Origin of the sequence: Rhodococcus ruber NBRC 15591, from assembly GCF_001894945.1 — a bacterium.
Classification (GTDB): domain Bacteria; phylum Actinomycetota; class Actinomycetes; order Mycobacteriales; family Mycobacteriaceae; genus Rhodococcus; species Rhodococcus ruber.
Window position 1 is genome coordinate 46,099 of the sequence record NZ_BCXE01000021.1, and the last position, 22,365, is coordinate 68,463.

18 protein-coding genes are annotated in these 22,365 nt (G+C 71.1%); 11 read left to right on the forward strand and 7 right to left on the reverse strand.

Annotated elements, in window-relative coordinates; genetic code table 11:
• Positions 1-57: 57 nt before the first annotated feature.
• The gene (locus RR3_RS13315; RefSeq protein ID WP_010592600.1) at positions 58-1,782 is read right to left on the reverse strand and encodes a DEAD/DEAH box helicase; all 1,725 of its coding nucleotides are present in this window, start codon (positions 1,780-1,782) and stop codon (positions 58-60) included.
• Positions 1,783-2,035: 253 nt separating this feature from the next.
• Here RR3_RS13315 and RR3_RS13320 point away from each other — a divergent pair, with 253 nt between their 5' ends.
• Entirely contained in the window at positions 2,036-3,211 is a 1,176-nt protein-coding gene (locus RR3_RS13320) for a YihY/virulence factor BrkB family protein (protein WP_059174606.1), read from the forward strand.
• On the opposite strand, the gene RR3_RS13325 is transcribed toward RR3_RS13320, so the two are convergent.
• Positions 3,184-3,420 (reverse strand): DUF3039 domain-containing protein, encoded by a 237-nt coding sequence (locus RR3_RS13325; RefSeq protein ID WP_003935590.1) that lies wholly within the window; start codon positions 3,418-3,420, stop codon positions 3,184-3,186. The genes RR3_RS13320 and RR3_RS13325 overlap by 28 nt on opposite strands.
• Positions 3,421-3,492: 72 nt before the next feature.
• On the opposite strand from RR3_RS13325, the gene RR3_RS13330 reads away from it, so the two are divergent.
• From RR3_RS13330 to RR3_RS13340, 3 genes are all read left to right on the forward strand, one after another.
• Entirely contained in the window at positions 3,493-3,852 is a 360-nt protein-coding gene (locus RR3_RS13330; RefSeq protein ID WP_010592602.1) for a DUF3099 domain-containing protein, read from the forward strand.
• A 51-nt stretch (positions 3,853-3,903) separates the two neighbouring features.
• Positions 3,904-5,385: a DUF7782 domain-containing protein gene (locus RR3_RS13335; RefSeq protein WP_017682087.1), complete on the forward strand. Its 1,482-nt coding sequence runs from the start codon at positions 3,904-3,906 to the stop codon at positions 5,383-5,385.
• 181 nt (positions 5,386-5,566) lie between these two features.
• Entirely contained in the window at positions 5,567-6,529 is a 963-nt protein-coding gene (locus RR3_RS13340; protein WP_003935593.1) for a sigma-70 family RNA polymerase sigma factor, read from the forward strand.
• A gap of 134 nt (positions 6,530-6,663) precedes the next feature.
• Here RR3_RS13340 and RR3_RS13345 read toward each other — a convergent pair whose 3' ends face one another.
• Together RR3_RS13345 and RR3_RS13350 are read right to left on the reverse strand one after the other, a co-directional pair.
• Complete coding sequence (locus RR3_RS13345; protein ID WP_234420204.1) at positions 6,664-9,282, reverse strand: bifunctional acetate--CoA ligase family protein/GNAT family N-acetyltransferase; 2,619 nt, start codon at positions 9,280-9,282, stop codon at positions 6,664-6,666.
• Between the two features lie 259 nt (positions 9,283-9,541).
• Positions 9,542-10,813, reverse strand: a complete 1,272-nt coding sequence (locus tag RR3_RS13350) for an acetoin utilization protein AcuC (protein WP_010592605.1) — start codon at positions 10,811-10,813, stop codon at positions 9,542-9,544.
• A gap of 150 nt (positions 10,814-10,963) precedes the next feature.
• On the opposite strand from RR3_RS13350, the gene RR3_RS13355 reads away from it, so the two are divergent.
• Together RR3_RS13355 and galE are read left to right on the forward strand one after the other, a co-directional pair.
• Positions 10,964-11,650 (forward strand): iron-dependent transcriptional repressor DtxR, encoded by a 687-nt coding sequence (locus RR3_RS13355; protein ID WP_010592606.1) that lies wholly within the window; start codon positions 10,964-10,966, stop codon positions 11,648-11,650.
• 52 nt (positions 11,651-11,702) lie between these two features.
• Entirely contained in the window at positions 11,703-12,695 is a 993-nt protein-coding gene (gene galE / locus RR3_RS13360) for a UDP-glucose 4-epimerase GalE (protein WP_026137735.1), read from the forward strand.
• Between the two features lie 10 nt (positions 12,696-12,705).
• Here the strand turns inward: galE and RR3_RS13365 are convergent, their stop codons facing one another.
• Both RR3_RS13365 and RR3_RS13370 read right to left on the reverse strand, forming a co-directional pair.
• Complete coding sequence (locus RR3_RS13365; RefSeq protein ID WP_010592609.1) at positions 12,706-13,839, reverse strand: DUF4192 domain-containing protein; 1,134 nt, start codon at positions 13,837-13,839, stop codon at positions 12,706-12,708.
• 164 nt (positions 13,840-14,003) lie between these two features.
• The gene (locus RR3_RS13370) at positions 14,004-14,762 is read right to left on the reverse strand and encodes a hypothetical protein (RefSeq protein ID WP_010592610.1); all 759 of its coding nucleotides are present in this window, start codon (positions 14,760-14,762) and stop codon (positions 14,004-14,006) included.
• A 138-nt stretch (positions 14,763-14,900) separates the two neighbouring features.
• Between RR3_RS13370 and RR3_RS13375 the strand changes: the two genes are divergently transcribed.
• The 5 genes from RR3_RS13375 (at position 14,901) to RR3_RS13395 (ending at position 21,890) form a co-directional block, all read left to right on the forward strand.
• Complete coding sequence (locus tag RR3_RS13375; RefSeq protein ID WP_010592611.1) at positions 14,901-15,854, forward strand: proteasome assembly chaperone family protein; 954 nt, start codon at positions 14,901-14,903, stop codon at positions 15,852-15,854.
• Positions 15,855-16,036: 182 nt separating this feature from the next.
• Positions 16,037-17,074, forward strand: a complete 1,038-nt coding sequence (locus tag RR3_RS13380; protein ID WP_010592612.1) for an alpha/beta fold hydrolase — start codon at positions 16,037-16,039, stop codon at positions 17,072-17,074.
• Between the two features lie 108 nt (positions 17,075-17,182).
• Positions 17,183-19,687, forward strand: a complete 2,505-nt coding sequence (locus RR3_RS13385; RefSeq protein WP_017680653.1) for a DEAD/DEAH box helicase — start codon at positions 17,183-17,185, stop codon at positions 19,685-19,687.
• Positions 19,688-19,690: 3 nt separating this feature from the next.
• Positions 19,691-21,133: an amidohydrolase gene (locus RR3_RS13390; protein WP_064066339.1), complete on the forward strand. Its 1,443-nt coding sequence runs from the start codon at positions 19,691-19,693 to the stop codon at positions 21,131-21,133.
• Between the two features lie 4 nt (positions 21,134-21,137).
• Positions 21,138-21,890 carry a LysR family substrate-binding domain-containing protein gene (locus RR3_RS13395; protein ID WP_017680655.1) on the forward strand — a complete coding sequence of 251 codons (753 nt, stop codon included), beginning with the start codon at positions 21,138-21,140 and terminating at the stop codon, positions 21,888-21,890.
• 77 nt (positions 21,891-21,967) lie between these two features.
• Here the strand turns inward: RR3_RS13395 and RR3_RS13400 are convergent, their stop codons facing one another.
• Positions 21,968-22,345 carry a VOC family protein gene (locus RR3_RS13400; protein WP_064066338.1) on the reverse strand — a complete coding sequence of 126 codons (378 nt, stop codon included), beginning with the start codon at positions 22,343-22,345 and terminating at the stop codon, positions 21,968-21,970.
• Positions 22,346-22,365 lie beyond the last annotated feature (20 nt).

Consider the following 22,365-nt stretch of genomic DNA (forward strand, 5'->3'; position numbering starts at 1 on the left):
GCGACCACCGCGGGTGGTCGCCCGTTTCGCCGTTTCGGGGGTGCGTCGGCAGTGGGTTCACCACTGGCGCAGCAGCGCGATGCGGTCGCCGAGTTGCTCGGCCGTGGCGATCGCGGTCGGCGGACCCCCGCACTGCCGTCGCAACTCCCCGTGGATGACCCCGTGCGGCTTACCGGTCCGGTGGTGGTGCATCGCGACGAGCGAGTTCAGTTCCTTGCGCAGCCGGGCCAGCGAGTCGGCGGTCGCCACCCGCTCGGCCACCTGCGGCGGCGGAGCGGGTGCGGGGACCGGCGTCGGCTTGTCCAGCTGCTCCTGCTGCCGGCGACGCAGCAGCGCCCGCATCTGTTCGGCGTCGAGCAGCCCGGGCAGACCCAGGTAGTCGGCCTCTTCCTCGCTGCCGGAGAACGTCGCCGTGCCGAACGAGGAGCCGTCGTAGATCACCTGGTCGAGTTCGGCCTCCGCGCCGAGCGCGGTGAACGCCTTCTCCTCCTCGCCCGGTTCGTCCTTGGTCCGGTTGGCGTCGGCGAGCAGGTCGTCGTCGAAGCCCTCCTTCACGCGGTGCGGCTTACCGAGCACGTGGTCCCGCTGCGCCTCGAGCTGGCTGGCCAGGTCGAGAAGCACCGGCACGGACGGCAGGAACACGCTCGCGGTCTCGCCCTTGCGTCGCGACCGCACGAAACGGCCGATGGCCTGGGCGAAGAACAGCGGCGTCGAGGCGCTGGTGGCGTACACGCCCACCGCGAGCCGAGGGACGTCGACGCCTTCGGACACCATGCGCACCGCCACCATCCAGCGCTGCGTGCTCGCGTCGAACTCCGAGATGCGCCGCGACGCGGTCGGGTCGTCGGACAGGACGAGGGCGGGCGTCTCACCGGTGAGCTGCTCGAGGATCTTGGCGTACGCGCGGGCCACCGTCTGGTCGCTGGCGATGACCAGTCCGCCCGCATCGGGCATCCCGCCCTGGCGCAGTTGCTCGAGCCGCGTGTTGGCGGCGGTGAGGACGGCCGGGATCCAGTCGCCGGCCGGATCGAGAGCGGTCCGCCACGCGCGTGCGGTCTGCTCGGCGCTGAGCGGCTCACCGAGTCGTGCCGAGTACTCCTCCCCCGCGTTGTTGCGCCATCGGGCTTCGCCGGAGTAGGCGAGGAAGACCACCGGACGCACGACACCGTCCGCGAGGGCGTCGGCGTAGCCGTACGCATGGTCGGCCCTGGACTGCATGAAGCCGTCGGTGTTCGGTTCGTATGTCACGAACGGGATGGCGCTGTCGTCGCTGCGGAACGGGGTACCGGTCAGGGCGAGCCGGCGGGTGGCGTCGCCGAACGCCTCCCGGATTCCCTCACCCCAGCTCTTGGCGTCGCCGCCGTGGTGGATCTCGTCGAGGATCACCAGGGTGCGGCGGGCCTCGGTGCGGACGCGGTGTTTGAACGGGTGCGAGGCCACCTGCGCGTAGGTCACCACGACGCCGTGGAAGTCGCTCGACGTCTGGCCGGTGGAGTTGGTGAAGTTCGAGTCCAGGGCGATGCCGGAGCGCGCGGCCGAAGCGGCCCACTGGTGCTTGAGATGCTCGGTGGGGGCGACGACCGTCACCTGGTCGACGGTGCGGTCGCGCAGCAGTTCGCCCGCGACTCGAAGCGCGAACGTGGTCTTACCGGCGCCGGGGGTCGCGACGGCGAGAAAGTCCCGCGGGCTCGTCGCGAGGTACTTCGTCAGGGCTCGGCGCTGCCAGGCGCGCAGCTGTCCGGCCGGGGCGGAGGGCGCTGTTCCGACGGTCTCGGTGCTCACCGGCTACTCGTGCTCCTTCTCCGGTCGTGCGGGTGGTCTCGCTCTGCGGCCCGCCGTCGGGCGGACGGACACCGCCGTGCGGTCGCCGGACGGACGACGGCCGTCGAGCAGCCTATCCCGGTCCGCCGGCCCCGCCCGCATCCGAGCCGCCGGCCGTGACGCGGGCGACAGGAGACGATCATGTCAGAATTCGCGGTGTCGTCGGCCCGCCGCCGCGCACTGCGGCGTGTCGTCAGGAATGCTGGAAGTACCCATGAGCAACACACCTCCTCCGGCCGGATCGACCGCCGCACCGCGCCCGCGGCGGCGGCCGGTGCATCGCGGGCTGCAGGTGCTCGCCCGGACGGCGGTCAAGGCATGGGACGACTCCATCTTCAGCAAGGCCGCGGCGGCCGCCTTCTGGCAGACGCTGTCGCTGCCCCCGCTGCTGCTGGGGCTGCTGGGCAGTCTCGGCTACGTCGCCGGGTGGTTCGGACCCGATACGGTGGAGATCATCCAGTCCAAGATCGTGACGTTCTCCCGCACCATGTTCAGCGAGAACGTGGTCGACGACATCATCGGGCCCACGGTGCAGGACGTGCTGCTGCGGGGCCGCGCCGACGTGATGTCCCTCGGATTCCTGCTGTCGCTGTGGGCGGGTTCGTCGGCGATCTCCACGTTCGTCGACTCCATCGACGAGGCACACGACCAGCACGACCACCGTCATCCCGTCTGGCAGCGGTTCTTCGCCCTGCTGCTGTACGTGGTGTTCCTCGTCCTGGCGGTGTTCACGCTGCCGCTCGTCGCGCTCGGGCCGACCATGATCGGACGGGCGCTGCCGGAGGCGTGGTACGACGTCGGGTCCCGGTTGCTGGACACCTTCTACTACCCCGGGGTGGGCCTGCTGCTGCTCGTGGGCCTGACGACGCTGTACAAGGTGGCGTTGCCGAGGTCCCTGCCGTGGCATCGCCTGCTGGGTGGTGCGATCCTGGCGGGCACGTTCTTCATGGCATCGAGCGCGGCGCTGCGCTGGTACCTGCGATGGGTCTCCGGGACCGGATACACCTACGGAGCGCTCGCCACCCCGATCGCGTTCCTGCTGTTCACCTTCTTCCTCGGCTTCGCCGTCGTGCTGGGAGCCGAGTTCAACGCGACGGTGCAGGAGTTCTGGCCGGCGCGCGAGACCCGCATCGAACAGATGCGCCGGTGGCTCGCCGAGCGGGCGGCCGCAGCGCCCGCACCGGCCGCGGTGACCGGCCTGACCCGGCGGCTGGGGACGGCACCGATCCCGATCCGGCTACCGGACATCATGCGGCCGGGGCAGCGGGAACCCGAGTCGTGCCCCGTGGACGCGCCGCACCCACGCGCAGCGGAGGGCATCGTCGGCGCACCCGCGCCGGCGGCCCCGGACGAGGCGGTCGATCAGTCGCCCTTGCGCAGACCCTCGTAGACCTTCTTGCATTCCGGGCACACCGGTGACCCCGGCTTCGGGGAGCGCGTCACCGGGAAGACTTCGCCGCACAGCGCGACGACATGGGTACCCATGACCGCACTCTCGGCGATCTTGTCCTTCTTGACGTAGTGGAAGAACTTGGGAGTGTCGTCGTCGGTGGTTTCGTCGGTGGTGGTATCCGGCCGTTCCTTGATGTCGGTGCTCACCGTTACATGATGCCGCACCCCGGGTGCGGATGTGTATGTGCATTCCGTGGACGCGAGTGGGACAGTAGAAGGATGTCGAGAACTCCGGGTTTCCATGGGGACTACGACGACGGGTCACCCGAGAAACCGGTTCTGATCACCGAGGCGGCGTCGTCGCTGGAGGAGCAGCACCGAGCGAGGGTCCGCAAGTACCTGACGCTCATGTCCTTCCGCATCCCCGCCATGATCCTCGCTGCGCTCGCGTACGCGGCGTTCGCCAATCCGTGGCTGGCGGTGGGCATCCTCGCTCTGTCGGTCCCCCTTCCCTGGGTGGCGGTGCTCATCGCCAACGATCGCCCACCGCGGTCGAAGGACGAGCCCAGCCGTTGGGACGGCCGCGCCGACGACACCACGGCGCTCGAGGGCCCACAGCCGCGCATCATCGAGGGCTGACCCGATTCCCCGGCCCGGGGCGCGGCACCAGGGTGCTGCCACAATGCGTGGATGGACCGCGACCTGCTGCTTTCGATCTGTCCCGCGCTGCGCACGGCACTCACTCGCGCACGGTTCGACACCGACACGATGCTCGAGCTGCTCGGTCCCGACGCGCACGCCGCGCTGGGACGCGGCGAACCCGTGCCGGTGCGACGGGCCGCGGCGGGCGGCGGTGATCTCGGCACCCTCGTGCGCCTGTTCCTCGTGTGCGACACGCTTCCCGCCGACGAGGTGGGCGACGCGCTCGCACCACTCGACGTGGCGACGGCGATCGCGTCCGGGCTGCTCGAACGCGACGGCGACGGTGTGCGCGCAGCGCTGGATCTGCGACCGCTCGACGCCGGCACCGGGACGCGCTGGATGCTGTCGGACCTCGACGGGGCGATGCGTCCCCGGCGCGCCCGCGAGGATCATGTGCTCGGCGTCGGACACGCGTCGCTGTCGCTGCTGCAGGCCATGCCCACCGATCCGGTCGGCTCGGTGCTGGACCTGGGCACCGGCTGCGGCGTGCAGGCTGTACGCGCGACCGATTTCGCCGACACTGTCACCGCCACCGACGTCAATGCCCGGGCACTGGTTCTGGCCGCCGCCACGGCCGCGCTCAACGAGGTCGAGATCGAACTGCTCGAGGGGTCGTGGTTCGAGCCGGTGGCCGGCCGTCGCTTCGACCGGATCGTCGCGAACCCGCCGTTCGTGGTGAGTACGGGACGGGTCGAGCACACCTACCGGGACTCGGGCCTGGACCTCGACGGCGCGAGCGAACTGATGATCTCGCGCGCCGCCGAGCACCTGAACCCGGGCGGGACCGCGGCGATGCTGGCTTCGTGGGTGCACCTCGAAGGCGAGGACTGGCGCCGCCGGATCGCGTCCTGGCTGCCCGCCCACGGAGTCGACGCGTGGATCGTGCAGCGCGACGTCGCCGACCCCGCCTTCTACGTGGGCACGTGGCTGCGCGACGGCGACGCCGACCCGCGGGATCCGGCGGTGGCGGCACGCGCCGAGGCCTGGCTCGACCACTTCGCGCGGCACGGGGTCGAGGGCATCGGCTTCGGATTCGTCTACCTGCGGCGCACCGACGCGCCGAGCGACGTCCTCGCCGAGGACCTGCGGCACGGCTTCACGGACCCGCTCGGGGCGGAGGCCGTCGCGTACTTCGACCGGCTGGCCTGGCTGCGTGACCACGACGTCCTGGAGGCGCGGTTCGTCGTCCGGCCCGACACCGCCCTCGAACGGGTGTACCTCCCCGGGGAGGACGGCTGGCGGCAGGTGGTGACGCGCGTGCACCGCGGCGGGGGCCCGAACTGGCAGCACGAGGTGGACGAGCCGGCGGCAGCGCTGCTGGCGGGGATGCGGGCCGACGGCCTGCCGCTGGCGGACCTGGTTGCGCTGCTCGCCGTCGCGCACGGCGAGGACGAACAGGCGCTGACCGAACGGGCGGTGGCTCTGGTACAGGCGCTCGTGCGGCACGGGCTCGTCGAGCCGGTCCGGTAGGGCGTTCCGGGCGGGCCGAAAGTTACCGGCCGGTTCCCCCGGTGGTGTGTTCTCAGCAACTTCTCAGGACCTCCGTGCCGTTTGCGCAGGTCAGAGCAGTTCCGGCAATGGAACCTCGGGAACTTTCCCAGGGGCCTGGCGCGTTGAACGCTTCGAGACACCACCGATGAGGAGGCACGTCATGGCACGCCCCGATACCACCGCCCGCGTCGATTCCGACCTCGACAGCCAGAGCCCGGCCGCAGACCTGGTCCGCGTCTATCTGAACGGGATCGGCCGCACGGCCCTGCTGAGCGCTGCGGACGAGGTGGAACTGGCCAAGCGGATCGAGGCCGGCCTGTACGCCCAGCACCTGCTGGAGACCAAGAAGCGGCTCACCGCAGCGAAGAAGCGCGACCTCGCGATCCTGGTGCGCGACGGACAGGCCGCTCGCAGCCATCTGCTCGAGGCGAACCTGCGTCTGGTCGTGTCGCTGGCCAAGCGTTACACCGGCCGTGGCATGCCCCTGCTGGACCTGATCCAGGAGGGCAACCTCGGACTGATCCGCGCCATGGAGAAGTTCGACTACGCCAAGGGCTTCAAGTTCTCGACCTACGCCACCTGGTGGATCCGTCAGGCCATCACCCGCGGTATGGCCGACCAGAGCCGCACGATCCGGCTCCCCGTCCATCTCGTCGAGCAGGTCAACAAGCTGGCCCGGATCAAGCGGGAACTGCACCAGCAGCTCGGCCGGGAGGCGACCGACGACGAACTGTCCGCGGAGTCCGGCATCCCGGTCGAGAAGATCGGCGACCTGCTGGACCACAGCCGCGACCCGGTGAGCCTGGACATGCCGGTCGGCAACGACGAGGAGGCCCCGCTCGGCGACTTCATCGAGGATGCCGAGGCGACGTCCGCGGAGAACGCGGTGATCGCCGGGCTGTTGCACAGCGACGTGCGCAGCGTCCTGGCCACCCTGGACGAGCGCGAGCAGCAGGTGATCCGTCTGCGTTACGGCCTCGACGACGGCCAGCCCCGCACCCTCGACCAGATCGGCAAGCTCTTCGGCCTCTCCCGTGAGCGAGTCCGCCAGATCGAACGCGAGGTGATGGGCAAGCTCCGCGAGGGCGACCGCGCCGAACGTCTGCGCGCCTACGCCAGCTGACCGGGCAGTCGGCCGGACGATCCCCGAGAACCGGGCTGGGTTCTCGGGGATCTTTGTCTCTGTGGCCGGTCCAGCGCAGCCGGCGGGACCGGCGTGGTCCGTCTGGCAGAGCCGGCCGGACCGCCGTGGTCCGTTCAACGCAGCCGGCGCGGGCCGAGGTCGAGTGGGTGCGGCTCGGGACCGATCCGCAGGTGCGCGTCGGTGAGCTCGGCGCCGGTGGGGGACGCGAGGACCGGTTCGCACGCGATCTCCCGTACCTCCGGTAGGTCGTCGGCAAGGGCGGAGATGCGCTGGACCAGGTCGACGAGTGCCGACTTGCTGACCGGTTCGGTGTTGCGGTAGCCGGACAGCAGTGGCGCCGCCTTGGGGGCGTCGATCAGCTCGACGGCCTCGTCCTCGGTGACCGGCAGGACCCGGAAGGCGCGGTCGCCGAGCAGGTCGGAGATGACTCCGGCCAGACCGAACGAGATCAGCGACCCGAACGACGGGTCGTCCTGGACCTGCACGACGCATCCGATGCCCTTGGTGGCCATCTTCTGCACGTGCAGCAACGGCTCCCCCGAGACCGCGGCGAGGTCTCGGTACGCGATCCGCACCGCCTCGGGTCCGAGCAGATCCAGCCGCACACCGCTCAGGTCCGGCCGGTGCCGCCAGTGGGCGCCGGTGGCCTTCACCGCGACGGGAAACCCGATCTCCTCCGCGGCGGCGACGGCTTCCTCGGCAGTGGTCACCGCCCGGAACTCCGCGATGTGCACGCCGTAGCACGCGAGCAGGAGTGCGGCCTCGGTGTCCGAGAGCCAGCGCCCCTCCGGCGACGTCGCGAGCCAACCCTCGACGAGGGTGCGGGCCTTCTCTGCGTCGATGCCCGCCGGGCGGACGACCTGGGAGGCGGGACGGCTGCGCCACTTGGCATACCGCCATGCCCGGGCCAGCGCGAGGGCCGCCCGCTCGGGACCCGGATACGAGGGCACCGAACCTCGGGTGGGGTGACCGTCGGGTCCGCGCACCGCGAGGACGTCGGGCAGGCCCTCGGTGGCGAGGAACGTCGTGAGCACCGGCTTGTCGGTGCCGGCAACGGCGTCGCGCAGGGCCTGCGCGTACGGCTCGACCGTCACGGCGACCGGCGGTACGAACACTGCGATCACCGCGTCGACATCGGTGGATTCGAGTGCGTGGGTGACGGCCGCCGCGAACTGCTGTGGGGACGCCGCGGCCCCCAGATCGACGGGTTCGCCGACGTGCAGGCCCTCACTCCGGGCGGCGTCGACGGCGAGCACACCCAGCGCCGTGGAGTTGCCCACCACCGCGACGCGCGGGCCGGCCGGCAGCGGCTGATAGCCGAACAACAGGGCCGAATCGAACAACTGGGAGATCGAACCCACCTGCACGACCCCGGCCTGCTCGAACAGGTCCCGCACGATGGTGTCGTCCATTTCCCCCGTCCGGGCGGCCAGGACGGGGGGCACGGCGTGCCGACCGCTCTTGACGGCGACGATCGGCTTGCTGCGAGCCACGCGCCGGGCGATGCGCGAGAACTTGCGCGGATTGCCGAAGCTCTCGAGGTACAGCAGCACCACCTCGGTGGCCGGATCGGTGTCCCAGTACTGCAGCAGGTCGTTGCCCGACAGGTCGGCGCGGTTGCCGGCGGAGACGAACGAGGACAGGCCGACGCCGGTCTTGGCGGCCTCGTCGAGGATCGCGATGCCCAGCGCGCCGGACTGGCAGAAGAAGCCGACGTTGCCGGCCGCGGGCAGCACGGGCGCGAGGGTGGCGTTGAGACGGACCTCGGGGTCGTTGTTGGCGACACCGAGGGCGTTCGGACCGATCAGCCGCATGCCGTGTGCCCGTGCCGCGTGCGCGAGGCGGCGTTCCGCGGCCCGGCCTTCCGGTCCGGTCTCGCCGAAGCCGGACGACACGACGAGCAGCGCCTTGACGCCCTTGGCGAGGCAGTCGTCGAGCACCGCGTCGATGGCCTCGGCCGGGACCGCCGCGATCGCGAGGTCGATGTCGTCGGGGATGTCGCGGACGGTCGGATAGGCCCGCACGCCGCGCACCGAGCGGTGCTCGGCGTTGACCGGATAGACCGGGCCGGTGAAGCCGCTGCGCAGCATGTTGACCAGGACCGCGTTACCGACCTTGCGACTGTCGGTGGACGCGCCGATGACGGCGGCGCTGCCCGGGCTGAGCAGGTTGCGGACGCTCCGCGCCTCGGCGGCCCGTTCGCGGGCATTGCGTACCGACACCAGCGCCTCGGTGGGGTCGATGGCGAATTCGAGCCGCACCACGCCGCCCTCGAAACTACGGCTGACCTGGTATCCGGCCTCGCGGAACACCGTGACCATGTTGCGGTTCTCGGCGAGTACCTCCGCGACGAAGGTGTGGATGCCGTTCTCGGCGGCGGCGCCTGCCAGGTGCTCGAGCAGGATGGGGCCGAGACCGCGGCCCTGATGCGCGTCGGCGACGGTGAAGGCGACCTCGGCGGACAGGCCGTCGCCCTCGGGCAGTCCCTCGTAGCGGCCGACCGCGATGATCTCCCCGCCGAGCAGGGCCACGAAGGCGACCCGGCGGTGGTGGTCGACCACGGTGAAGTTGAACAGGTCCCGTTTCGACATCGTCGGGTAGGGACCGAAGTAGCGAAGGTAGCGGGTGCGCTCCGAGAGTTTGCTGTGGAAATCCACGAGCAGGTCCGCGTCCTCGGGGACGATGGGCCGCAGGTGCACGGCCTTCCCGTCGGAGGCCAGGACGTCCGCCACCCAGTGCTTGGGGTAGTTCCGCGCGACGGCGAGTGCCCGCTCCCGGGCGGCGTCCTTCTCCGCCTGGGCGCGCGCTGCGGCGTCGGCCTGCGTGCCGGCGGGTGCGTCGCCGTCGGGCGTCTGTCCCGCGGGGCCGTGAGGCGTGCCCTCGGATGCGGTGCTCTCGGATGCTGTGCTCTCGGATGCTGTGCTCTCGGATGCTGTGCTCTCGGATGCTGTGCTCTCGGATGCTGTGCTCTCGGATGCTGTGCTCTCGGATTCAGTCACGCGGGTCCTCCGGGTCCAGGCCGAGCAGCGGGAAGCAGGCCCGACGGGTGGCGACGATGGCCGAGTCGACTCGGCTGAGGGCACGATCGAACGAGGCGACGCCGGTCTCGGGGGTGCCGCCGGGACCGTCCCACGGCAGATACGCCACGTCGCCGCCCTCCCCCATCACGGTCGGCAGATCGACCCCCGGTGCCATCGCAGCGACCCGCTCCCGCCATTCGCCGGGAATCGGCGTAGCGGGGTCGATCTCGCGGTCGAGCACGGCGGCGATCAGGTGGGTCCACGATCGCGGTACCACCCGCACCAGCCCGTAGCCACCCCCTCCGACGGCGAGCCACCGACCCTCGCAGTGCCGGTCCGCGAGCTCACGCATCGCCAGGTACGCCGCGCGTTGACCGTCGACGGTCAACGAGAGGTCGGCCAGCGGATCCTCCCGGTGGCTGTCGGCACCGCACTGGCTGATGATGATCTGCGGCCGGAACGCGGCGACCGCCGCGGGGACGACGGCGTGGAACGCGCGCAGCCACAGGGCGTCGACGGTGCCGGGCAGGACCGGCAGGTTGACCGCGGTGCCCTCGGCGGCACCGGTACCGATCTCGCTGGACCAGCCGGTGTTCGGCCACAGCGTCGCGGGGTGCTGGTGGACGGAGACGGTGAGCACCCGGGGATCGCCGAGGAACGCGTGCTGCACTCCGTCGCCGTGGTGGGCGTCGACATCGAGGTAGGCGATCCGGTCGAAGCCGTTGTCGAGGAGCCACGAGATCGCGATGGCGGCGTCGTTGTAGACGCAGAATCCGGCGGCCCAGTCGGCCATCGCGTGGTGCATCCCGCCGCCGATGCTCACCGCCCGCCGGGTGCGGCCGGCCGCGATCTCGCGCGCGGCCGCGAGGGTGCCGCCCGCGAGGACGGCGCTCGCCTCGTGCATGCGCGGGAAGATCGGGTTGTCCTCGGTGCCGAGACCGTGCGGGGCCTCCGGTCCGGCGGTCGAGCCGGGAGGCAGGTTGCCGGCGTGCTTGACGGCCTCGACGTAGGCGGGGGTGTGGATGCGCAGCAGATCGGCGTCGGTCGCGGCCGGCGGGCGCAGGGTCTCCACCCCCTCGAGCAGGCCGAGACCCCGGGACAACGCCATCGTGAGATCGAGCCGGGTGGGGTTCATCGGGTGGGACGGACCCCACCGGTAGTCGAGGTAGTCCGGACTCCACACCACCACTCGGTCGCCGCTCGGATGTGTCGGATCGCCCGTCGCGGCGGAGGTCGTGGTCATGGCCACAAAGCTACTGCGCCGCTCCGGGTGACGCGAGTGCCCGAAGACCTCGGCGTGCCCACCGCCCACCGCGCCGGGCGGGGCCGCTCGGGGTTCACCCGCCGGGGGTTTCGCCCGGTTAGAATCGGCCGCAGACGAAGGGGTGTGAGAGTGAAGGACCTGGTCGATACCACGGAGATGTACCTCCGGACGATCTACGACTTGGAGGAAGAGGGCGTCGTGCCGCTGCGTGCGCGCATCGCCGAACGCCTGGAGCAGAGCGGCCCGACTGTGAGTCAGACCGTCGCCCGGATGGAGCGGGACGGGCTGCTGCGGGTGGCGGGCGACCGGCACCTCGAGCTGACCGAGAAGGGCCGCGATCTGGCGGTGTCGGTCATGCGCAAGCATCGGCTCGCCGAGCGGCTGCTCGTGGACGTGATCGGCCTCGACTGGGAGAACGTGCACGCCGAGGCCTGCCGCTGGGAACACGTGATGAGCGAGGAGGTCGAGCGCCGCCTCGTCGAGGTGCTGCACAACCCCACGACGTCGCCGTACGGCAACCCCATCCCCGGACTGGACCAGCTCGGCCTGGACCGGCCGGTGGCGGCGGACGAGCCGCTGGTCCGGCTCACCGAGATTCCGCCGGGTAAGCCGACCGCCGTGGTCGTGCGACGGCTCGCCGAATACGTGCAGTCCGATCACGAGGTGATCGGCCGGCTGCGGGAGGCGGGGATCGTGCCCGACGCACGCGTTACAGTCGAGACGAAGCCTGGGTCGGTGGTCATCAACGTGCCCGGCCACGACGGCTTCGAACTTTCCGACGAAATGGCCCACGCGGTGCAGGTGAAGCAGGTCTGAGGCAGGCCCGTTCGCCGGCCCTGCGCGGGCCGGCGAAGAAGGGGCGCACAGCGTGAGGCTTCTGGTGACCGGCGGCGCCGGGTATGTGGGCAGCGTCTGCAGCACGGTGCTGCTCGAGCAGGGACACGAGGTGGTGGTCCTCGACGATCTGTCCACCGGCAACGCCGACGCCGTGCCGGCCGGCGCGGAGTTCGTCGAGGGCGACATCGCCACCGCCGCCGCGACGGTGCTCGGCGACGGCGCTCGGCCCCGATTCGACGGTGTGCTGCATTTCGCGGCGCAGTCGCTGGTCGGCGAGTCCGTCGAACAGCCGGACAAGTACTGGCACGGCAACGTCGTCGCGACCCTCGCCCTGCTCGACGCGATCCGGCGATCGGGAACTCCGCGGCTGGTGTTCTCGTCGACGGCGGCGACGTACGGCGAACCGGAGCAGGTCCCGATCACCGAGGACGCCCCCGCCCGTCCCACCAACCCGTACGGCGCCACGAAACTCGCCATCGACCATGCGATCTCGTCCTACACGCGGGCCTACGGGCTGGCCGCGACGAGCCTGCGTTACTTCAACGTCGCGGGTGCGTACCACGGCGCCGGGGAGAACCGCGTGGTCGAGACCCACCTGATTCCGCTCGTGCTGCAGGTGGCCCTCGGCCAGCGCGAGCACATCTCGGTGTTCGGCACCGACTGGCCGACCAAGGACGGTACGGCGGTGCGGGACTACATCCATGTCAAGGACCTCGCCGACGCCCATCTTCTGGCACTGGAGTCCGCCCGTCCCGGCGAACACGCCGTCTACAACCTCGGCAGCGGTGAGGGTTTCACCGTCCGGGAGGTCATCGAGGCGTGTCGCCGGGTGACGGGGCTGCCTATCACGGTCGTCGACGCCGCCCGGCGTGCCGGGGACCCGGCCGTGCTGATCGCCTCGAGCCGCCGCGCCGTCGAGGAACTGGGCTGGAAGCCGCAGCACACGAGCCTCGACGAGATCGTCACCGACGCGTGGGCCTACCTGCAGGGGCTCGGCGACCGGTCGCACGCGGCACGGCGCTGAGCGGCCGAGGTCACGCCGCCGGCTCCGGCGGGGGCATTCGCACCCCGAGCCGCGCGGCGATCTCGTAGCCGGTGTCGGCGAGACCGCGCACGGTGTGCGGCCGCAACCCGGCCTGCAGGGCCTGGTCGAGAAGGTCGGCCAGCCGGTGCCGCGGATTCGATTCGAGTGCGACACCCAAAGCGACCCCGGCGAGCGGCCCGTCGCCACGTACGTATGCGCTGTAGCCGACGAGAGCGGCGGCCTCGGCTCGTTCCGGGTCCGGGAGACGCCGGGTGAGCGCGATCCACAATCGTTCGGCAGTGTCGGACTCGGCACCCGTCGCGAGGGCCATCACCGCGTCCCGCACGGTCGAGTTCGACAGCAGGACTGCGAGTTCGGCGAGTTCGGGGGCGAGCAGTTCGGCGCCGTCGCCGTGCCGGGCGATGTGACTCAGGACGGCCTCGAGTTCCTGACGGTCGGCGCGCTCGCGGCCGCCGGCACGGACGGCGAGTTCGTAGGCGAGGTCGCGGGTGTCGATCGCCTCGTCGATGTGGTCGGCGACCTGCAGCCGTCCGGGCATCGGCACGGGGGCCAGCAGGTCGGCGAGTTCGGCGCGCGACCGTCGGATGGCTCCGCCCTCGAAGACCCGAGCGGCGGCGACGGGTGAGGCCTGCGGGTCCGGCACCGTCCCGTGCACGCCGCCGACGAGCGCGAACCATATCTTGCCACAGGCGACTTCGGAGACGGCGTGGGCGCCGGCGATGCGGATCCCGTGACGATCGAGACGGACGGCGAAGTCGTCGAGCAAGCGGCAGGCTGCGGCGACGGCGGGGGCGTCCGGATGGTCGAGGCGGTCGTCGACGAGGACGACGAGCACGGCGTCGGCGCCCTCCCGGTCGCAGAGCGCACCGAACCGCTCGAAGACGTCACGCATCGCGGCCGGTACCGGATCGTCCTCGCCGGGAGGCAGCATCAGGTCGTGGCGCATGACGGCGCCGACGGCCGCGGACCGGGCGCCGTCGCGTCCGCCACCCGCGTCGGACGCGAGACTCAGCACGATCAGCGACCGCGCGGGAAGGAAGCCGAGCATGGCCGGCACGGCGGCGATCAGTTCACCCGGATCGGTGAGTCGCAGCGGGCGGGGCGAGGAAGTCGATGTGGTCATGGCCCGACTGTCCCCGACGGTCCGCGCCCCCGGAGACCGTGCGACCCGGATTCGCCGAATCTGGGGACGAACGCCCCGGTTGTGGACAACTACGGCGGTTGCGGGAGTCCGGACCGCCCGTTGTCGGCGGGCGCTGGTAGCGTGCCGCGCTCGAGCGACTGCACTCAGGCGGCGCGAACACGCTCCACGCTCGCGTCGAAGACCCGGGTGAGGCCGCCGGTGTCGGCGGGCCCGGCACCGAAGGACATGTAGGTCACCAGCACCCGCACGTCGCCGAGCTGGGCGATGCGGCTGGTCATCGACTGGGTGACCACCTCCCGGCCCTCCCCCGACCGGACGGTCCGGGTGAAGGCGAGGGTCTCGACCCCCGGGGGCGCCGGGGGCGCCGACGGGTCGAGCGTGGTGGTCACGGTGGCGGTGACGCCCCGGCGGGTCGCCGCGACGACGGGGCATTCGACGAGATGCTCGCGGTAGGCGGCCAGCTCGTCGGTGACGGCGACGAGTTCCACCGAGATGGTGGCCCGGCTGTCGTTGTCCGTGCCGACCACCATCGCGGTCCCGTCCGGGCCGAAATTCTGCGGCGGTGGCAGGCAGCCGGGTGGATCCACCTTGGCACCCTCGGGCACGCCCGTGAGATCGGGAGCGGCCTGGGCGACCGCCTGCGGCGGGAGTACCACCGCGTCGTACGGCTCGGGGAACTCCTCGGGGGGCAGCAGCAGTTCGGCGAGGGGGCGGCTCGCGGTCGCGGCGTCGCCCGTGGTGGCCAGCGCGGCCGGCTCGGGCTGGGGTGTCCCGCCGACGGTCGACGAGCACCCGGCGGCGAGCAGCAGCACCGCGCCGAACGCGGTGGCGCCCAGCCGGCGGCCGGGGGCCGGGGGGCGGCGCGGCGGCCGGACGTCGTCTCCTGCGCTGTGGGGTGCCACCGGACCTCCGCTGTCGCGTTCCGCCGGGTCACGCCCCGGCGGAAGCTGATCATCAGTTCAACTAGACTCGAACTCCACCATGCCACGCCGGGGACCCGGCGGTATCACGGCGCCCCGGATCGAACGGAGGATGTTCGCATGGACGACCAGTCCCGCATGTACGAGCTCGAGTTCCCTGCGCCCCGGTTGACGTCCGCGGACGGCGAGGGCCCCGTCCTGGTGCACGGCCTCGAAGGGTTCGCCGACGCGGGGCATGCGGTACGGCTCGCCACCACACACCTGCGGGAGAGCCTCGAAAGCGAGCTCGTCGCGTCGTTCGCCGTGGACGAGCTGATCGACTACCGGTCCCGGCGCCCGACCATGACGTTCAAGGCCGATCACTTCTCGGATTACGCCGCCCCGGAACTCAACCTGTACGCCCTGATCGACACCGCCGGTACTCCCTTCCTGCTTCTCGCCGGCGCGGAGCCCGACCTGAAATGGGAGCGGTTCATCACCGCGGTGCGCCTGCTGGCCGAGCAGTTCGGCGTCCGGCGCACGATCGGGATCAGCGCGATCCCGATGGCGATTCCCCACACCCGCCCACTGGGCGTGACCGCGCACTCGACGAACAAGGACCTGATCGCCGATCACCATCGCTGGACGGGCGAACTGCAGGTGCCGGCGGGGGTGTCGTCACTGCTCGAGCTGCGGATGGCGCAGCACGGTCACGAGTCGGTGGGGTTCTCGGTCCACGTGCCGCACTACCTGGCACAGACCGACTATCCGGGTGCCGCCGAGACGCTGCTCGAGAACGTCGCCGAAGCCGGGGGCCTCGGGCTGCCCCTGGCCGCGCTCGGCGAAGCCGCCGCGCGCGTGCGCGAGCAGATCGACGAGCACATCGCCCAGAACGAGGAAGTGCAGGCGGTGGTCCGGGGACTCGAGCGGCAGTACGACAGCTATGTCGCCGCGCAGGAGCAGCAGGCTGCCCAGCTGCCGACGGACGAGAATCTGCCGACCGGCGAGGAGATCGGCGCCGAGTTCGAACGTTTCCTCGCCGAGTACGAGGATCGCGGCGGAAACGGGCCGGGTGAGGCGGAACCGCCCGCCTGACCGGGTTCGAATCGCCGCCGGTCCGACCCCTGATCATTACTCTCTCGTTACCTTTGACGTTGTGCAGGTCACATACAGTCAGTACGCTCGGTTCGACGAGTTGAGCGGAAGGGTCGGGCCGGCGACGGTCCGGCGCCTCGGACGACACAGGTCGACGAGGATCCGGCGGTCAGGAGACGCACATGGGTTCATCACGCACACGCACGCTCCGGCCGGTACCGGATGCGGAGACTCGGGTGGTCTTCCGGACCATCCACGGTTACCGCCGCGCGTTCCGGCTCGCCGGCGACGGGCCCGCGCTGCTGCTGATCCACGGGATCGGCGACAACTCCTCGACCTGGCAGGAAGTCATCCCGCACCTGGCCCGTAAGTACACCGTCATCGCCCCGGACCTGCTCGGCCACGGCCGCTCCGACAAGCCCCGCGCCGACTATTCGGTCGCCGCGTACGCCAACGGGGTCCGAGATCTGCTGTCGGTCCTGGGCATCGAGCACGTCACGGTGGTCGGGCATTCCCTCGGCGGCGGCGTCGCGATGCAGTTCGCGTACCAGTTCCCGCAGATGGTCGACCGGCTCATCCTGGTCTCGGCAGGCGGCGTCACCAAGGACGTCCATCCCGCCCTGCGCCTGCTGTCCATGCCGGGCCTGAGCGAGGTCCTCAAGCTGCTCCGGCTGCCGGGCGCGATGCCCGCGGTACGCGTCGCCGGCGGCCTGCTGGGGCAGTTGCACGACACGCCGCTGCGGCCGGGGGTCTTCCTGCACGACACGTCGGATCTGATCCGCGTCCTGAGCGGATTGCCCGATCCCACCGCCTACGAGGCGTTCCTGCGCACACTGCGGGCCGTCGTGGACTGGCGCGGGCAGGTGGTGACGATGCTCGACCGCTGTTACCTGACCGAGAACCTGCCCGTGCAGCTGATCTGGGGAGATCACGACAGCGTGATCCCGGTGAGCCACGGTTACCTGGCGCATTCGGCGATGCCGAATTCCCGGCTCGACGTCTTCCGCGGCGCCGGTCACTTCCCGTTCCGCGACGACCCCATCCGGTTCCTGCGGGTGGTCGAGGAGTTCCTCGACTCGACCGCGCCTCTCGTGTTCGACGAGGAGCGCTGGCGTGAGTTGCTGATCAACGGCGTCAGCGAGAGCCAGATCACCGGCGGCCCGGCCACCCGGCAGGCCGTGCTCGGTGCGATGGGCGCCGACGAGCGCAGCGCCACCTGAGCGCCCCGCCCACCGTGGCGAGCGGCGGACTCGACGGGGACGGGCGCCGCGGTCCGCGGCCGGCCGGCGCGTCGGCGCGGTCCCGCCGGCAACAACTAGCCTGGAGCGGTGCTGCTTCCGGAACTGATCCCCGACATCGTCGACGAGGACTCGTTGTTCGACGCCTTCACCGCCTTCACGACCGGGCGCGGCCTCTCGCTGTATCCGGCGCAGGAGGAGGCGCTGCTCGAACTGGTCTCCGGGTCGAACGTCATCCTCGCGACGCCCACCGGGTCGGGCAAGTCGATGGTCGCACTCGGTGCGCACTTCTTCGCCCTGGCCACCGGTAAGCGCACGTTCTACACGGCCCCGATCAAGGCCCTGGTCAGTGAGAAGTTCTTCGCGCTGTGCGAGGTGTTCGGCGCCGATCGGGTCGGGATGATGACCGGTGACGCCTCGGTGAACCCCGGTGCCCCGATCGTCTGCGCCACCGCCGAGATCGTCGCCAATCTGGCGCTGCGCGAGGGCGCCGACTCGGACATCGGCCAGGTGGTGATGGACGAGTTCCACTTCTACTCCGAGCCGGACCGTGGCTGGGCCTGGCAGGTGCCCCTCGTCGAGCTGCCCCGTGCGCAGTTCCTGTTGATGTCGGCGACCCTCGGCGACGTCACGTTCCTGCAGAAGGACCTGACCCGTCGCACCGGCCGCCCCACCACCGAGGTCTCCGGCTCCGAGCGGCCGGTGCCGCTGTCGTTCACCTATTCCCAGAAGCCGATCGGCGAAGAGATCGAGGAACTGGTCACCACCCATCAGGCCCCCGTCTACGTCGTCCACTTCACCCAGGCCGCCGCCCTGGAACGAGCGCAGGCCCTGACCAGCGTCAGCATGTGCTCCCGCGAGGAGAAGGAGGCGATCGCCGAGGCGATCGGCGCGTTCCGGTTCTCCACCGGTTTCGGCAGGACGCTCTCGCGGTTGGTGCGGCACGGTATCGGCGTGCACCACGCCGGGATGTTGCCGAAGTACCGGCGACTCGTCGAGCGGCTGGCCCAAGACGGCCTGCTCAAGGTCATCTGCGGCACCGACACGCTGGGCGTGGGCATCAACGTGCCCATCCGGACGGTGCTGCTGACCGGCCTGACGAAATTCGACGGCACCCGGACCCGGCAGCTCAAGGCCCGCGAGTTCCATCAGATCGCCGGCCGCGCCGGCCGCGCCGGGTTCGACACGATGGGCACCGTCGTGGTGCAGGCACCCGAGCACGAGATCGAGAACGTGCGGGCCCTCGCCAAGGCCGGTGACGACCCGAAGAAGCGCCGCAAGGTGCAGCGTAAGAAGGCTCCCGAAGGGTTCGTCTCGTGGGGCGAGGGCACGTTCGACAAGCTCGTCGCCGCCTCCCCCGAGCCCCTCACCTCGCGCTTCTCCGTGAGCAATTCCATGTTGCTGAACGTGATCGCCCGTCCGGGCAGCTGCTTCGAGGCGATGCGTCACCTGCTCGAGGACAACCACGAGACGCGCCCGGCCCAGCGCCGGCACATCCTCAAGGCGATCTCGCTGTATCGGGGGCTCGTGCAGGCCGGCGTGGTGCAGCAGCTCGACGAGCCCGACGAGTTCGGCCGGACGGCGCGACTGACGGTGGACCTGCAACGCGACTTCGCGCTGAACCAGCCCCTGTCGCCGTTCGCGCTCGCCGCGATCGAGCTGCTCGACATCGACTCCCCCACCTACGCGCTGGACGTGGTGTCCGTGATCGAGTCGACGCTCGACGATCCGCGGCAGATCCTCATGGCCCAGCAGCACGCCGCCCGTGGTGAGGCCGTGCAGCAGATGAAGGCCGACGGCATCGAATACGAGGAGCGGATGGAGCTCCTCGAGGAGATCACCTGGCCGAAGCCGCTCGCGGACCTGCTCGAGCCGGCCTTCGAGACGTACCGCACGGGGCACCCGTGGGTCTCGGAGTTCCCCCTGTCCCCCAAGTCGGTCGTGCGGGACATGGTCGAGCACACCATGACGTTCGCCGAACTGGTCGGCCACTACGGGCTGGCCCGCTCGGAGGGGCTGGTGCTGCGCTACCTCGCGGACGCCTACCGGGCCCTGCGCCAGACGGTTCCCGACGCGGCCCGCACCGAGGAACTCGAAGACCTCACCGAGTGGCTGGGCGAGCTGATCCGCCAGGTCGATTCGAGCCTGCTCGACGAGTGGGAGTCGCTGACCAATCCCGGCATCGAATCCGACGATCAGCAGGTGGCCTTCGGTGCGGACGTGCCCAAACCGATCTCGGCGAACCCACGGGCGTTCAAGGTGATGGTGCGCAACGCGATGTTCAAGCGGGTGGAACTGGCGTCGCGACGACGCTGGGACGCACTCGCCGGCCTCGGCGACGGACTCGAAGCGCAGGACTGGGCCGATCTCCTCGAACTGTACTTCGAGGAGTACGACGAGATCGGCACCGGTCCCGACGCGCGGGGCCCGCAACTGTTCACCGTCGTCGAGGAGAAGGACCTGTGGCGCGTCCGGCAGACCCTGGCCGACCCCGAAGGCGACCACGGCTGGGCGCTGCTCGGCGAGGTGAACCTCGCCGAATCCGACGCGGCCGGCGAGGTCGTGTTCGACGAGTTCGAGATCGTCGAAGGCTGAGCCGTGCCGCCGCACCTCGTCCTGCGCAATGCCCGCACCGCTCCCGGCGCCGACCCGGTCGACCTGCCGATCACCGGCGACCGCGTCGTCTCCGATCCCGCGGGCGGCGCCGAGGTCGTCGACGTCGGGGGGCGACTGGTACTGCCGGGACTGTGGGACGCGCACGTGCACTTCGACCAGTGGGCCCTCGCGCACGCCGCGCTCGACCTGTCGGGCGCGACGTCGGCCGCGCACGCGGTCGCGCTGGTGGCCGCCCGCCTGGTCGTCGACCCCGCTCCCGTCGTGGTCGCGCGCGGCTTTCGCGACGGGCTGTGGCCGGACGCACCCACCGCAGCGGTGCTCGATGCGATCGCCCCCGCCCGGCCGGTCGTCGCGCTCAGCGCGGACCTGCACTGCGCCTGGTTCAATACCTCCGCGCTACAACACTTCTCGCTGCATCCACATCCCACGGGATTGCTGCGCGAGAGCGAGTTCATGCCGCTGATGAACGACATCCAGCGCGTGGACGCCGAGGTGCGCGACCGGCTCGTGGACGCCGCGGCCCGAGCGGCCGCGGCCCGGGGTGTCGTCGGGGTCGTCGACTTCGAGATCGCCGACAATCTGGCCGCCTGGTCACGCCGCATCGGCGCCGGGACGCGGTACCTGCGTGTCCGGTGCGGCATCTGGCCCCGGTGGCTCGGTGCCGCGATCGCGGCGGGAATGCGGACCGGCGACCCGGTGCCCGGCACGGCGGGTCTGGCGACGGTCGGTCCCGTGAAGGTGATCGTCGACGGGTCGCTCGGTACCCGCACCGCCTACTGCCACGAGCCGTATCCCGACGGCGAGCACGGGGTGCTGACTGTGCCTCCGGAACAACTCGAGCCGCTGATGCGCCACGCCCACGACCACGGGTTCGAGAGCGCAGTCCACGCGATCGGCGACCACGCGTGTGCGCACGTGCTCGACGCGTTCGCCGCCACCGGGGCACACGGCAGCGTGGAACACGCTCAGCTCGTGGCCGAGCGCGACGTCCCACGCTTCGCGCGGTCCGGTATCGCGGCGAGCATCCAGCCGGCGCACGTGTACGACGACGTGGACCTGGCCGAGCGGTACTGGCCCGGCCGGACGCACCGCTCGTTTCCGTACGCGACGCTCCACGCGGCGGGCGCGCGCCTCGTCCTCGGCTCCGACGCACCGGTCGCACCCCTCGATCCGTGGCGGACCCTGGCCGCCGCGATCGACCGCACCCTGCCCGACGGCCGCGTCTGGCACCGCGAGCAGGAACTGGATCTGCAGGTGGCGCTCGCAGCGTCCACCGGCGGCCGGACCCGCGTCACCGCCGGTGACGTCGCCGACCTCGTGGTGCTCGACGCGGACACGCTGCCCCGCTCCGGCGCGGAGCTGGCCGCGACGGCGGTGTGGGGCACGATGCTCGGCGGCCGTTGGACGCACGGGCCGCTAGCCTGAGCGGGTGAGCGAAGAGTCCGCCCCGGCGTTCCGGCTGGGCTACGTCCCCGGTGTCACCCCCGGGAAATGGGCGCGGGTGTGGGCGGAACGGATACCCGACGTCCCCCTGGAACTGGTACCGGTGGCGGCCGCGGCCGGCGAGAGCGCGGTGCGCGACGGCACGGTCGACGCCGCGGTGCTGCGATTGCCGCTGCCTCGCGACGGACTGTCGGTGATCAATCTCTACACCGAGACGTCGGTGGTGGTCGTGCCCGAAGACCATGCGGTCGCGGCAGTCGACGAACTGGACGTCGCGGATCTCGCGGAGGAAACGGTGCTGCACCCGCGCGACGACGTGCTGGACTGGGCGCGCCTGCCGGGACAGGAGGCGTTCGAGCGGCCGGCTACGACGGAGGCGGCCGTGTCGTACGTCGCCTCGGAGGTGGGGGTGCTGGTCGTGCCGCAGTCGTTGGCGCGGCTGTACCACCGCAAGGATCTGACGTATCGGCCGGTGACCGACGCCCCGCAGTCCCAGGTGGGACTGGTGTGGCCGTCGGAGCGGACCACCGAGCTGGTCGAGGAGTTCGTCGGGATCGTGCGGGGCCGCACCGCCAACAGCTCGCGGGGCCGGCAGGACGAATCCCAGCCGAAGCAGAAGCGGCGCGGGGAACGCCAGGGTTCGCAACCGAGGAAGGTCGTCGGCGACAAGAAGCCGAAGACCCGCCGCGGCAATGCGGGACGCCCGAAGAGCGCCGGACGTGCGCGGCGGCGTCGATAGCGGGTCCGGCGCGGTGACCGGTCTCGGAGCGGGGAGGCTGCAGGACACCGCGCGCGGAGCCCGGCGTACCCGGCGGCTCACCCCGAACGCACGAGGCAGAACACGTGGCCGCCCGGATCACGGTAGGTACGAAAGGTAGGGCTGGGATTGGGACCCGCGACGCGGGTCGCACCGTGCCGCAGGGCCCACGCCTCCGCGGCCTCGAGGTCGTCCACCTCGAGGTCCAGGTGCGCCTGCAACCGCACCCTGCCGTCCGGCCACGTCGACGGGGTGAATTCGGGTGCCAGCTGGAACGCCAGGCCCCCACCGGCAGGGGCACGCAACTGGACCCAGTCGTCGTCGGTGGCGGCGTCGTCGATGTCCCAGCCGAGCAGCGCGGCATAGAACGAGGCCAGCCCGGACGGATCCGGTGTGTCGAGGACGTAGACCTGCAGTGCGATGGCGGGGCGCGACATGGGCTCATGATCCCGCGAAG

Excerpts from the sequence above, each read along its gene's own strand:
- RR3_RS13375 (WP_010592611.1), top strand. The coding sequence starts at position 14,901 with ATGGACGACCAGTCCCGCATGTACGAGCTCGAGTTCCCTGCGCCCCGG.
- RR3_RS13335 (WP_017682087.1), top strand. The coding sequence starts at position 3,904 with ATGGACCGCGACCTGCTGCTTTCGATCTGTCCCGCGCTGCGCACGGCA.
- RR3_RS13340 (WP_003935593.1), top strand. The coding sequence starts at position 5,567 with ATGGCACGCCCCGATACCACCGCCCGCGTCGATTCCGACCTCGACAGC.
- RR3_RS13380 (WP_010592612.1), top strand. The coding sequence starts at position 16,037 with ATGGGTTCATCACGCACACGCACGCTCCGGCCGGTACCGGATGCGGAG.
- RR3_RS13330 (WP_010592602.1), top strand. The coding sequence starts at position 3,493 with ATGTCGAGAACTCCGGGTTTCCATGGGGACTACGACGACGGGTCACCC.
- RR3_RS13400 (WP_064066338.1), bottom strand. The coding sequence starts at position 22,345 with ATGTCGCGCCCCGCCATCGCACTGCAGGTCTACGTCCTCGACACACCG.
- RR3_RS13320 (WP_059174606.1), top strand. The coding sequence starts at position 2,036 with ATGAGCAACACACCTCCTCCGGCCGGATCGACCGCCGCACCGCGCCCG.
- RR3_RS13350 (WP_010592605.1), bottom strand. The coding sequence starts at position 10,813 with ATGACCACGACCTCCGCCGCGACGGGCGATCCGACACATCCGAGCGGC.
- RR3_RS13365 (WP_010592609.1), bottom strand. The coding sequence starts at position 13,839 with ATGACCACATCGACTTCCTCGCCCCGCCCGCTGCGACTCACCGATCCG.